Origin of the sequence: Pseudomonas sp. Bout1, assembly GCF_034314165.1 — a bacterium.
Taxonomy (GTDB): domain Bacteria; phylum Pseudomonadota; class Gammaproteobacteria; order Pseudomonadales; family Pseudomonadaceae; genus Aquipseudomonas.
On sequence record NZ_JAVIWK010000001.1, the window covers coordinates 1,185,989 to 1,198,837 of the forward strand.

At 60.3% G+C, this 12,849-nt stretch carries 11 protein-coding genes and 1 pseudogene; 11 read left to right on the top strand and 1 reads right to left on the bottom strand.

What is annotated here, in order from left to right:
- Positions 1–29: 29 nt before the first annotated feature.
- From rlmN to RGV33_RS05400, 11 genes and pseudogenes are all read left to right on the top strand, one after another.
- Positions 30–1,178: a 23S rRNA (adenine(2503)-C(2))-methyltransferase RlmN gene (gene rlmN / locus RGV33_RS05350; RefSeq protein WP_177047058.1), complete on the top strand. Its 1,149-nt coding sequence runs from the start codon at positions 30–32 to the stop codon at positions 1,176–1,178.
- A 12-nt stretch (positions 1,179–1,190) separates the two neighbouring features.
- Positions 1,191–1,949: a type IV pilus biogenesis/stability protein PilW gene (pilW, locus tag RGV33_RS05355; protein ID WP_322143382.1), complete on the top strand. Its 759-nt coding sequence runs from the start codon at positions 1,191–1,193 to the stop codon at positions 1,947–1,949.
- The gene (locus RGV33_RS05360) at positions 1,949–2,932 is read left to right on the top strand and encodes a RodZ family helix-turn-helix domain-containing protein (protein ID WP_322143383.1); all 984 of its coding nucleotides are present in this window, start codon (positions 1,949–1,951) and stop codon (positions 2,930–2,932) included. The genes pilW and RGV33_RS05360 overlap by 1 nt, the downstream gene beginning before the upstream one ends.
- A gap of 4 nt (positions 2,933–2,936) precedes the next feature.
- Positions 2,937–4,046 carry a flavodoxin-dependent (E)-4-hydroxy-3-methylbut-2-enyl-diphosphate synthase gene (gene ispG, locus RGV33_RS05365; RefSeq protein ID WP_322143384.1) on the top strand — a complete coding sequence of 370 codons (1,110 nt, stop codon included), beginning with the start codon at positions 2,937–2,939 and terminating at the stop codon, positions 4,044–4,046.
- Positions 4,047–4,067: 21 nt separating this feature from the next.
- Positions 4,068–5,357, top strand: coding sequence for a histidine--tRNA ligase (gene hisS, locus RGV33_RS05370; RefSeq protein WP_322143385.1), 1,290 nt, complete (start codon positions 4,068–4,070; stop codon positions 5,355–5,357).
- A gap of 40 nt (positions 5,358–5,397) precedes the next feature.
- Positions 5,398–6,039 carry a tetratricopeptide repeat protein gene (locus RGV33_RS05375; RefSeq protein WP_322143386.1) on the top strand — a complete coding sequence of 214 codons (642 nt, stop codon included), beginning with the start codon at positions 5,398–5,400 and terminating at the stop codon, positions 6,037–6,039.
- Positions 6,032–7,183 (top strand): outer membrane protein assembly factor BamB, encoded by a 1,152-nt coding sequence (bamB, locus tag RGV33_RS05380; RefSeq protein WP_322143387.1) that lies wholly within the window; start codon positions 6,032–6,034, stop codon positions 7,181–7,183. Before RGV33_RS05375 ends, bamB begins: the two co-directional genes overlap by 8 nt.
- A 52-nt stretch (positions 7,184–7,235) precedes the next feature.
- Positions 7,236–7,325, top strand: a pseudogene (locus tag RGV33_RS05385) (outer membrane lipoprotein carrier protein LolA); the annotation flags it as partial.
- Positions 7,326–7,388: 63 nt separating this feature from the next.
- Positions 7,389–8,858 (top strand): ribosome biogenesis GTPase Der, encoded by a 1,470-nt coding sequence (der, locus tag RGV33_RS05390; RefSeq protein ID WP_088423691.1) that lies wholly within the window; start codon positions 7,389–7,391, stop codon positions 8,856–8,858.
- A 109-nt stretch (positions 8,859–8,967) separates the two neighbouring features.
- Positions 8,968–10,116, top strand: coding sequence for a pyridoxal phosphate-dependent aminotransferase (locus RGV33_RS05395; protein ID WP_322143388.1), 1,149 nt, complete (start codon positions 8,968–8,970; stop codon positions 10,114–10,116).
- Positions 10,104–10,895, top strand: coding sequence for an amidohydrolase (locus RGV33_RS05400; protein WP_322143389.1), 792 nt, complete (start codon positions 10,104–10,106; stop codon positions 10,893–10,895). The genes RGV33_RS05395 and RGV33_RS05400 overlap by 13 nt, the downstream gene beginning before the upstream one ends.
- Positions 10,896–11,097: 202 nt before the next feature.
- On the opposite strand, the gene leuA is transcribed toward RGV33_RS05400, so the two are convergent.
- Entirely contained in the window at positions 11,098–12,777 is a 1,680-nt protein-coding gene (leuA, locus tag RGV33_RS05405) for a 2-isopropylmalate synthase (protein ID WP_322143390.1), read from the bottom strand.
- Positions 12,778–12,849 lie beyond the last annotated feature (72 nt).

A 12,849-nucleotide genomic window follows, 5' to 3' on the forward strand; every position in this document is an offset into this window, starting at 1 on the left:
CATTAGCTTAAAAGAGCGAAGGTGAATCCATGACTACATTGACTGCAAAAACCAACCTGCTGGGTCTGACTCAACAGGAAATGGAAAAATTCTTCGACTCAATCGGGGAGAAGCGTTTTCGTGCCGCTCAGGTAATGAAGTGGATTCACCATCTTGGCGTCGATGATTTCGACGCCATGACGAACGTCAGCAAGGCCCTGCGCGACAAGCTCAAGGTCATTGCCGAAGTTCGCGGCCCCGAGGTTGTCAGCGAGGACATTTCCACCGACGGCACCCGTAAGTGGGTGGTGCGCGTGGCGTCCGGCAGCTGCGTCGAGACCGTGTACATTCCCCAGGGCAAACGCGGCACTCTGTGCGTTTCGTCCCAGGCAGGCTGTGCCCTGGACTGCAGTTTCTGCTCCACCGGCAAGCAAGGTTTCAACAGCAACCTCACCGCCGCCGAAGTAATCGGCCAGGTGTGGATTGCCAATAAATCGTTCGGCAGCATCCCGGCGACCGCCGACCGTGCCATCACCAACGTGGTGATGATGGGCATGGGCGAGCCGCTGCTGAACTTCGACAACGTTGTTGCGGCCATGCACCTGATGATGGACGACCTGGGCTACGGCATCTCCAAGCGCCGAGTGACCCTGTCGACCTCCGGCGTGGTTCCGATGATCGATGAGCTGGCCAAGCACATCGATGTCTCCCTGGCGTTGTCGCTGCACGCACCGAATGACGCATTGCGTAACCAATTGGTGCCGATCAACAAGAAGTATCCGCTTAAGATGCTGCTCGAATCTTGCCAGCGCTACATGGCGACCCTGGGCGAAAAACGTGTGCTGACCATTGAGTACACCATGCTCAAGGACATCAACGACAAGGTCGAGCACGCGGTCGAGATGATCGAGCTGCTCAAGAACGTACCGTGCAAGATCAACCTGATTCCGTTTAACCCGTTTCCCCATTCTGGCTACGAGCGGCCGAGCAACAACGCCATTCGCCGTTTCCAGGATCAACTGCACCATGCAGGCTTCAATGTCACCGTGCGCACTACTCGCGGCGAAGACATCGATGCGGCATGTGGCCAATTGGTAGGACAGGTGCTGGATCGCACCCGTCGCAGCGAACGTTATATCGCCGTGCGTGAATTGAGTGCCGCCGACGATATGCCGCAAAGCGCCGCGACTCGAACCTGAGAGAGGATCTCTATGCCCTTGCGCCTTGCGCTGCTTTTGCTTGTTGCCAGCCTCGCGGCTGGCTGTGTTTCATCGGGCCATGAGAGCCCGCTGCAAACCGGCAAGGGCCGTGACGAAGCGCGTGCTGCCTATGTGCAGTTGGGCTTGGGGTACTTGCAGCAAGGGATGGCCGAGCAAGCCAAGGTGCCGCTGAAGAAGGCCCTTGAGCTGGATGCCAGCGACGCCGACGCGAATGCTGCGCTGGCTCTGGTGTTCCAGGCCCAGGCCGAGCCTGAATTAGCCGATCGATATTTTCACAAGGCCCTGGCCACACGTCCTGGCGACCCAAGACTGCTGAATAACTACGGCAGTTTTTTGTTTGCGCAGAAACGTTATGGCCAGGCGTCCGAATATTTCCAGCAGGCTGCGGCCGATGCCCTCTATCCTGAGCGCTCGCGGGTTTTCGAGAACCTTGGGGTGACCTCGATGCTTCTCGGCCAGCGCGACACCGCCCGCCAGCAACTGGAAAAAGCCCTGCACCTGAACCAGCGCCAGCCACGAGCGTTGCTCGAAATGGCTGAGTTGTCCTTCGAAGACAGGCATTATGTGCCGGCACGTGACTATTACGAGCGTTTTAGCCTGCTGAGCGGGCAAAATGCACGTAGTCTATTGCTCGGTGTGCGCCTGGCGACGGTTCATGAAGAACGCGATAAGGCCGCACGTTTTGGCCAGCAACTCGAACGACTCTATCCCGGTACGCCGGAATATCAGCAATACCTGTCGGAGCAATGATGAAAGCGGCGCACCCGGAAGTTGTAGCAGCTAATCGTGGAAACCCAGGCGAGACCTTGCGTCAGGCCCGCGAAAGCAATGGTTGGTCGCTGGCAGAAGTGGCCCTCAAGCTCAATTTGACCACGACTTCATTGGGCAACCTTGAAGCTGGCGCGTTCGACAAGCTGCCAGGGCATACTTTTGCCCGCGGCTATATCCGCGCCTACGCCAAGTTGCTGGGTATCGACCAGGCCGCACTGGTCCAGGAATTCGACCAGATCACCGGTACCGATTCCCAGGGCAGCAATGTCCATGGCCTGGGCCGTATTGAAGAGCCTGTGCGGGTTTCCCACACTATCTTGCGCATTGTCAGCCTGTTGCTGTTGATCGCCGTAATCGGCGGTGGCTTTGTATGGTGGCAGGACCAGACCGCCCAGCGTGGCAAGGACTTGTCCACCAACGCCATGGAGCACGTCGAAGTCGAAAGCGCCGACGGAACCACCCAGATTCATCCATTGGACGAGCCGGAAGACCAGGCCGTGGCCCAAGGCCAGGCGGCGCCTGAGGTAGAGCCGGGCGCCGAGCAGCCTGCACCGCAAGTGGGTACTGCGCCTGCAGTGGCCCCCGTTGCGCCCGCTCCAGCCGTTGCTGCGACACCTGCTGCCCCGGTTCACACCCCGGCGGTTCCGGCGCAGGCGCCAGCGCCAACGGCCCCGGCAGCCCCGGCGATTTCCGCGCCAACCACTCCAGTGCTTATCGCCGGTGATGGCCATGTACAAATTACCTACGTCGCTGACTGCTGGACGCAAGTCTCCGATGGCAACGGCAAAGTGCTGTTCAGCGGTCTGAAGCGTAAGGGAGATACACTTGACCAGGGCGGCAAGCCTCCTCTGACGCTGCGTCTGGGCTTTGCCCGTGGCGCGCAAGTGGCCTACAACGGCCAGCCTGTGGACGTGGCGCCGTTCACCAGTGGCGAGACTGCTCGCCTGAAGTTGGGACAATAAAGTCATGCACGGCGAATCTCCAATCAAACGTCGCGTATCGCGCAAGATCTGGGTCGGCTCGGTGCCGGTGGGCGGCGATGCCCCCATCGCAGTACAGAGCATGACCAACAGCGACACCAATGATGTGGCCGCCACGGTCGCCCAGATCAACCGCCTGGAAGCGGCGGGCGTCGACATCGTGCGTATATCTGTTCCGGATATGGACGCTGCCGAAGCCTTTGGCCGCATCAAGCAACTGGTCAAGGTGCCGCTGGTCGCCGATATTCACTTCGACTACAAGATCGCTCTGCGCGTGGCCGAACTGGGCGTCGATTGCCTGCGCATCAACCCGGGCAACATCGGTCGTGAAGACCGGGTTCGCGCCGTGGTCGATGCCGCCCGTGATCGCGGGATTCCAATCCGCATCGGCGTCAACGCCGGTTCCCTGGAAAAAGACCTGCAAAAGAAATACGGCGAGCCGACTCCGGCAGCGCTGGTAGAGTCTGCTTTGCGTCACGTTGAACACCTTGAACGCCTGAATTTCCAGGACTTCAAGGTCAGCGTAAAGGCTTCCGACGTGTTCATGGCGGTAGAAGCGTATCGCCTGCTGGCCAAGGAAATCGTCCAGCCACTGCACTTGGGTATCACTGAAGCCGGCGGTTTACGCTCAGGCACAGTGAAATCTGCGGTGGGTCTCGGTATGCTGCTGGCCGACGGGATTGGCGATACTATTCGCATCTCGCTCGCGGCGGACCCGGTAGAGGAAGTGAAAGTCGGCTACGACATTCTCAAATCCCTGCATTTGCGTTCCCGTGGCATCAACTTCATTGCCTGCCCGAGCTGCTCGCGGCAGAACTTCGACGTGGTGAAAACCATGAACGAACTGGAAGTACGCCTCGAAGACCTGCTGGTGCCGCTGGATGTTGCGGTGATCGGCTGCGTGGTCAACGGGCCGGGTGAGGCCAAAGAGGCCCATGTGGGCCTCACCGGTGGTACGCCAAACCTGATTTACATCGACGGCAAGCCGTCGCAGAAATTGACGAATGACAATCTGGTGGATGAGCTGGAACGGCTGATCCGCCAGAAAGCGGCCGAAAAGGTCGCGGCTGACGCAGCGCTGATCGCGCGCGGCTAAGAACGAATTTAAGGATTTGATGTGAGCAAGTCTCTGCAAGCCATTCGTGGCATGAACGACATCCTGCCTGAGCAGACGCCCCTGTGGCGCTACTTCGAGGGCACTGTCGCGCGCCTGCTGGATAACTACGGTTACAAGCAGATCCGCATGCCGATCGTCGAGTTCACCGAGCTGTTCAAGCGCTCCATCGGTGAAGTGACCGACATCGTCGAAAAAGAGATGTACACCTTCGAAGACCGCAACGGCGATTCCCTGACCCTGCGTCCGGAAGGTACTGCCGCGTGCGTGCGTGCGGTGCTTGAGCATGGCCTTACCGGCGGTGGCCAGCCGCAGAAGCTCTGGTACATCGGCCCGATGTTTCGTCACGAGCGCCCGCAAAAAGGCCGTTATCGCCAGTTTCACCAGATCGGCCTGGAAGTGTTCAACCTCGACGGTCCGGACATCGACGCCGAGCTGATCGTGCTGACCTGGCGCCTGTGGGGCATGCTGGGCATCCGTGATGCGGTCAAGCTTGAGCTCAACAGCCTGGGTACCAGTGAATCCCGGGGCCGCTACCGCGAAGCCCTGGTGGAATTCCTGTCGGGCCACCTGGACAAGCTGGACGAAGACAGCCAGCGCCGTCTGAAAACCAACCCGCTGCGGGTACTGGACACCAAGAACGCCGAGACCCAGGCCGTACTCGTGGACGCGCCAAAAATGGCCGACTACCTGGACGACGAGTCGCGTATCCACTTCGAGGGCCTCAAGGCTCGCCTGGACGCGGCCGGCATTCCTTACGTCATCAACCCAAAGTTGGTGCGTGGCCTCGATTACTACAGCAAGACCGTGTTCGAGTGGGTCACCGACAAGCTCGGCGCCCAGGGCACCGTGTGTGCCGGTGGCCGTTACGACGGCCTGGTCGAGCAGATGGGCGGCAAGCCGACCACCGGCGTAGGTTTTGCCATGGGTATCGAGCGGCTGATCCTGCTGCTCGAAACCCTGGAGCAGGTCCCCGAAGAAATCTCCCGTCAGGTGGATGTGTACTTCTGCGCCTTTGGCGAGGCGGCCGAACTGGCTGCCCTGGCCCTGAGCGAGAAGTTGCGCGACCCACTGCCGAACCTGCGCCTGCAAGTCAATGCCGGCGCCGGCAGCTTCAAAAGCCAGTTCAAGAAAGCCGACAAGAGCGGTGCGCTGTATGCACTGATCCTGGGTGATGATGAGTTGGCCCAGCAAGTGGTAAGTTTCAAACCCCTGCGTGGTCAGGGTGAACAACAAAGCATTGCCTTTGATGCGCTTGCAGCGCACCTGGCCACCTGCATCGTGCAGGGTTGAAGCTGTCAAACAGCCGATTTAGCGATTAAGGAGTATTGGGGTGTCGAGTACTGATGATGACCAGCTGGCCGAGTTCAAAGACTGGTGGCAGCGCAACGGCAAGCCCCTGGTCACTGGCGGTTTGCTGGCTTTAGTAGTGGTGTTCGGCTGGCAAGCCTGGCACAAGTATCAGGCTAACCAGTCGCAAGGCGCCTCGATTATCTATCAGCAATTGCTGGAAACCTCGCTGACGCCAAACGGCAAGCCAGACCTCGCCCAGGTTGCAGACCTGGCCGGCAAGCTGAAAAGCGAATTCGGCGGTAGCACCTACGCGCAATACGGCAGCCTGTTCGTCGCAAAAGTGGCGGTCGACAACGGCAAGCTGGATGACGCAGCCTCCGAGCTGAAAGCCATCACCGACAAGCCGGCCAACCCGACCCTGGGTGAAATCGCACGTCAGCGTCTGGCTCAGGTACTCGCGGCACAGAACAAGGCTGACGATGCACTGAAACTGCTCGACGGCGATGCTGACAAGGCATTCCTGGCTACTCGTGAAGAGCTCAAGGGCGACCTCCTGGTCCAATTGGGTCGTACCGACGAAGCCAATGCTGCGTACCAAAAAGCCAAGGCGGCGCTGTCTGATGAAGCAGCGGTCGGTGGCTTACAAATCAAGCTCGACGACTTGGCCAAAGGGGATGCGTGACGTGATCCGTTGGAAACATGCAGCATTGCTGGCTCTGGCCGTTTTGGCCGCGGGTTGCAGCAGCAACAGCAAAAAAGAACTGCCTCCGGCCGAGCTGACCAGCTTCAAGGAAGAAGTGGTCCTGCAAAAGCAGTGGAGCCGCTCCATTGGTGACGGTCAGGGCGATCTGTACAACCTGATGGTCCCGGCGATCGACGGTGACACCATCTTCGCCGCTGATTCCACCGGCGTTGTGGTCTCCATGGATCGCATGAACGGCGACGTCAAATGGAAGAAAGACCTTGAATTGCCTGTGTCCGGCGCCGTTGGCGTGGGTTCCGGCATGGTGCTGCTCGGCACGCTGAAAGGCGATGTCGTGGCGCTGGATTCGAGCACAGGTGAAGAGAAATGGCGCGCTCGCGTGACCAGTGAAGTGCTCTCGCCACCGGCTACCAACGGTGACATCGTTGTGGTGCAGACCCAGGATGACCGTGTGATCGGCCTCGACGCCGCCACCGGTAACCAGCGCTGGTTGTACGACAGCACGCCGGCGGTCCTGACCTTGCGCGGTACCAGCGGTCCGGTTGTGACCAGCAACCTCGCACTGGCAGGCCTGTCGACCGGTAAAGTGGTCGCCCTGGACACCCAGAACGGCGTGCCGGCCTGGGAAACCCGGGTCGCTATTCCACAGGGTCGTTCGGAACTGGACCGCGTAGTGGACATCGACGGTGGCTTGCTGCTGTCGGGTGATACCCTTTACGTCGCGACTTATCAGGGCCGCGTTGCGGCGCTGGACGTACAGAGCGGCCGGATCAACTGGCAGCGTGATGCTTCCAGCTACGCAGGTGTCGCCCAAGGATTTGGCAGCGTCTACGTAAGCCTGGCGTCCGGCACGGTTGAAAGTGTCGACGAGCGTTCCACCACTGCATTGTGGAGCAACGACTCCCTGGCTCGCCGTCAGTTGTCGGCACCGGAAGTATTCTCCAGCTACGTAGCGGTAGGCGACTTTGAAGGTTACCTGCACCTGCTGAGCCAGGTGGACGGTCGCTTTGTCGGTCGCGAACGCATCGACAGCGACGGCCTGCGTGCCCGTCCGCTGGTGGTCGGTAACATGCTTTACGTGTATGGCAACAGCGGCAAACTGGAAGCGCTGACCATCAAGTAAGAACTATGCTTGGGGGGCTAACTCTCACGCAGCTTCACCTGTAGGAGCAAGCTTGCTCGCGAAAATCGTTAACGATAACGCGTGCAGTCTGGATAAACGCGGTGCCTTTGCGTTTTTCGCGAGCAAGCTCGCTCCTACAGTCGAGCACCAGCCGCTGCCTTGCAGCGGCTTTTGTATTTTCTGAAATAACGAAGTGGAGAGCCGCATGGTTCCCGTAATCGCCCTGGTGGGCCGACCGAACGTCGGCAAGTCCACCTTGTTCAACCGCCTGACCAGGACTCGCGACGCCATCGTCGGCGACTTGTCCGGTCTGACCCGTGATCGCCAATACGGTGAGGCAAAGTGGCAAGGGCGCTCCTACATTATTGTCGACACCGGTGGTATCTCCGGTGACGAGCATGGCATGGACGAAAAGATGGCCGAGCAGTCGCTGCTGGCCATTGAAGAAGCTGATGTCGTGTTGTTCCTGGTGGACGCCCGCGCGGGCTACACCGCTGCTGACCAGATGATTGGCGAGCACCTGCGCAAGCGCAACAAGCGTTCCTACGTGGTGGCCAACAAGATCGACAACATCGATCCTGAAATGGCCCGCGCCGAGTTCAGCCCGATGGGCCTGGGCGACGCGATCCCGATCGCCGGTGCCCACGGTCGCGGTATCACCCAGATGCTGGAAATCGCCCTGCGCGACTTCCCGCGTGATGACGTGGATGAAGTCGAAGGCGAAGAAGAGATCGTTGCCGAAGGCGAGGAAGCCAAGCGCATTCCTGGCCCAAGCGAAAAAGACGGTATCAAGATCGCGATCATCGGTCGCCCGAACGTCGGCAAGTCGACGCTGGTCAACCGTATGCTCGGTGAAGACCGGGTAATCGTCTACGACGAACCCGGCACCACCCGCGACAGTATCTACATCCCGTTCGAGCGTAACGACGAGAAGTACACGCTGATCGACACCGCCGGTGTGCGCAAGCGCGGCAAGATCCACGAGGAAGTTGAAAAGTTCTCCGTGGTGAAAACCCTGCAGGCGATCAAAGACGCCAACGTGGTGATCTTCGTCATGGACGCCCGCGAAGGGGTGGTAGACCACGACCTGAACTTGCTGGGCTTTGCCCTGGAAGCCGGTCGCGCCCTGGTGATCGCGATCAACAAGTGGGACGGCATGACGCCGAGCGAGCGCGATTTCGTCAAGATCGAACTGCAGCGTCGGCTGTTCTTCGTCGAGTTCGCCGATATCCACTTTATCTCGGCACTGCACGGTACCGGCGTGGGCAACCTCTACGCGTCAGTGCAGAACTCGTTCAAGTCTGCGGTCACCCGCTGGCCGACCAACCGCCTCACCCAGATCCTGGAAGATGCGGTCAGCGAGCACGCGCCACCGATGGTCAACAACCGTCGGATCAAGCTGCGCTACGCTCACTTGGGGGGTGCCAACCCGCCGATTATCGTGATCCACGGTAACCAGCTGGAGAAGGTGCCGAAGTCCTACGTGCGTTACCTTGAGAACACCTATCGCCGTGTCTTGAAACTGGTCGGTACGCCGATCCGTATCGAGTTCAAGGGTGGCGAGAACCCGTACGAAGGCAATAAGAACAGCCTCACCGACCGCCAGGTAAACAAAAAGCGCCGGATGATGACGCACCACAAGAAAGCCGACAAAAAGCGCCGCGACAAGCGCTGATGCTGATCGGTTGAAAAAGGGCTCTTTCAGAGCCCTTTTTTTGTGCCTGGCGGTTGACCCTTCGCGGCATGCAGCTTAAAACTTGGGGCTCACCGCAAGGGGCGCACCGATGATCACCAGCAAGCTGCCGAATGTCGGCACCACCATCTTCACCACCATGTCGCAACTCGCTGCCGAAACCGGTGCGCTCAACCTGTCCCAGGGGTTTCCCGACTTCAATGGGCCTCAGGGTTTGCTGGACGGGGTGGGCAAGCACATTGCCCTCGGCCATAACCAATACGCTCCCATGACTGGCCTGCCGGTACTGCGCCAGCAAGTGGCGGCCAAGATCGCCCGCAGCTATGGCGCCACGGTGGATGCCGACAGCGAAGTAACGATTACCCCGGGCGCCACCGAGGCGATTTTCTGTGCGATCCAGGCGGTGATCCGCAGCGGTGATGAAGTGATCGTGTTCGATCCGGCCTATGACAGCTACGAGCCGTCGGTAGAGCTGGCGGGCGGTCGCTGCGTGCATGTACAACTGCGGCTGGATGACTTCTCCCTGGACTTCGAACAGATCAAGGCGGCGCTGTCACCGCGTACCCGCATGATCATCCTCAACAGCCCGCACAACCCTACCGGCGCCCTGATCAGCCGTGCCGAGCTGGACCAGTTGGCCGAGTTGATCCGCGACCGTGACATCTACCTGGTCAGCGATGAGGTCTACGAGCACCTGGTATTCGACGGCGTGCCCCACGTCAGCGTGCTGGCCCATGAAGAGCTGTACCAGCGCGCCTTTGTGGTCAGCTCGTTTGGCAAGACCTACCACGTCACCGGCTGGAAAACCGGCTACGTGATCGCACCTCCGGCCCTCAGCGCCGAACTGCGCAAGGTGCATCAATATGTCAACTTTTGCGGCGTGACCCCGTTGCAGTACGCTTTGGCGGACTTCATGGCCGAACACCCGGAACATGTCGAGCAATTGCCGGCGTTCTATCAAGCCAAGCGCGACCTGTTCTGCGACCTGCTGGAACCGTCGCGTTTCAGCTTTAGCCGGGTGGCCGGTACCTACTTCCAACTGGTGGATTACTCACAGATTCGCCCGGACCTGGATGACGTCGCCATGTCATTGTGGATGACCCGCGAACATGGCGTGGCAACCATCCCGGTCTCGGTGTTCTACCAGAACCCACCGCAAGGCCAGCGCCTGGTGCGCCTGTGCTTTGCCAAACGCGAGGAGACGCTGCGCCAAGCAGCCGAGAAACTATGCGTGATCTGAGTGCACTGCCCAACCTGAACATTGCCCTGGTGCAAACGACCCTGGCCTGGCACGACCGCCAGGCCAACCTTGAGCATTTCGAACTGCTGCTGGAACAAGCCAGGGGCGCCGACCTGATCGTGCTGCCGGAGATGTTTACCACTGGTTTCTCGATGGAATCGGAAACGCTTGCCGAGCCTGAAAGCGGCCCCACGCATCACTGGCTGCAGGCCCAGGCGAAGAAGTACAACGCGGTGATCACCGGCAGCGTGATCATCCAGGCCGCCGACCGCAGCCACCGCAACCGCCTGCTCTGGGCGCGCCCGGATGGCGAGGTGTTGCACTACGACAAACGCCACCTGTTTCGCATGGCCGGTGAGCACGACCACTACACCCCGGGCGAGCGCCAGGTGCAGTTCGAACTCAAGGGCTGGCGGATCCGCCCGTTGATTTGCTACGACCTGCGCTTCCCGGCGTGGAGCCGTGACGCCCAGGACACCGACCTGTTGTTGTATACCGCGAACTGGCCGGGCGCCCGGCGCCAGCACTGGAACCGCCTGCTACCGGCGCGGGCCATCGAAAACCTGTGCTACGTGGCGGCGGTGAACCGGGTGGGCACGGACGGCAAGGGCTTTGCCTACACCGGCGACAGCCAAGTCCTGGACTTCCAGGGAGAAAGCCTGCTGAGTGCAGGGGAGGCGGATGGGGTGTTCCAAGTGTGCCTGGATGCATCGGAGTTGGCGGCGTACCGCACACGCTTCCCGGCGAACCTGGATGCTGACAGCTTCGAGTTTGTCTGAAGGGTTTCCATCGCCTGGGAGATCGCTATCGCGGGCAAGCCCGGCTCCCACATTTGGCCTGAGTTGTCTGGAGGAATGCATTCCCCTGTGGGAGCCGGGCTTGCCCGCGATGAGGCCCTGGCAGTCACCACAAATTTCGAACTGCACAAAAAAGGCCCCGGGATGAGCATCCAGGGGCCTTCTGTATTTCAGCGGTCAGTACTTACGCCGCTTTCGCTTCCTGCTGGCTCAACGAGCGGTTCAGCGCACTGAACACCGCCTTGAAGCTCGCCGTGGTGATGTTTTCATCAATGCCCACGCCATGCACCGGACGCTCGCCATTTACCCTCAGCTCAATGTAGGCCGCTGCCTTGGCATTGGTGCCCGCGCCAATCGCATGTTCGTTGTAATCCATGATCTCTACACCAATCGGCAGCCCGGCCACCAGCGCTTCCAGGGCGCCGTTGCCTTTACCGTGCCAGCGCAGGTTGGTTTCGCCCTGGCCCTTGCCCGAGACCTCAACTTCTACCGAGCTGTTGCCGTTCTCTTCCTGCAAGCGATGGCTGACCAGCGCGTATGGAATGTTGGCTTGCAGGTATTCACGCTGCAACAAGCTGTAGATCTGCGAGGCTGTCATCTCCAGGCCCACACGGTCGGTTTCGGCCTGTACCACCTGGCTGAACTCGATCTGCATGCGGCGCGGCAAGCTGATGCCGTACTCCTGCTCCAGCAGGTAGGCGATGCCGCCTTTGCCCGACTGGCTGTTGACGCGGATTACCGCCTCGTAGCTGCGGCCAATGTCGGCCGGGTCGATCGGCAAGTACGGCACTTCCCACAATGCGTCCGGTTTCTGTTGGGTGAAGCCTTTGCGGATCGCGTCCTGGTGGGAGCCGGAGAAGGCGGTGTGAACCAGGTCGCCGACGTACGGGTGACGCGGGTGCACCGGGATCTGGTTGCACTCTTCAACCACTTTGCGCACGCCGTCGATGTCGGAGAAGTCCAGCTGAGGGTCGAGGCCCTGGGTGTACATGTTCAACGCCACGGTCACCAGGTCGACGTTGCCGGTACGCTCGCCGTTGCCGAACAGGCAGCCTTCGACACGGTCGGCGCCGGCCATCAGGCCCAGCTCGGTAGCGGCCACGCCAGTGCCACGGTCGTTGTGGGTGTGCAGGCTGATGATCACGCTGTCACGACGGTTGATATGGCGACCGAACCACTCGATCTGGTCGGCATAGATGTTCGGGGTGGCGCACTCGACGGTGGCTGGCAGGTTGAGGATCACCTTGTGCTCAGGCGTCGGGTTCCACACCTCGATCACCGCGTCACAGACTTCCTTGGCGAACTCCAGCTCAGTGGCGCTGAAGGTCTCTGGCGAGTACTCGAAGGTCCACTGGGTTTGCGGCTGCTGGGCGGCGTATTTGACGAACAGCTTGGCCGCGTTGACCGCGATGGCCTTGATCCCGTCCTTGTCCTGGTTGAACACGATGCGGCGGAACGACGGCGAGGTGGCGTTGTACAAGTGGACGATGGCTTTCTTCGCGCCGCGCAGGGATTCGAAGGTGCGAGCGATCAAGTCTTCACGGCCCTGGGTCAGCACCTGGATGGTGGTGTCCTCGGGGATGTGGTTGTCTTCGATCAGGGTGCGCACGAAGTCGAAGTCGGTTTGCGACGCGGCCGGGAACGAGGCCTCGATTTCCTTCACGCCGACGGCGACCAGGGTCTTCCAGAAACGCAGCTTTTTCACCGCGTCCATCGGCTCGATCAGCGACTGGTTGCCGTCGCGCAAGTCGGAACTGCACCAGATCGGCGCGGCGGTGATGGTCTTCGACGGCCAGGTGCGGTCCGGGATATCAATGGTCGGGAACGCGCGGTACTTCGAAGACGGGTCTTTGAGCATGCTCATCGGGAAATCCTTTGTGTAGGGGCCGAGAAGAGGCGGCCTGCCGTAAAACTGTTATTGGGGATAAAGCTTGGG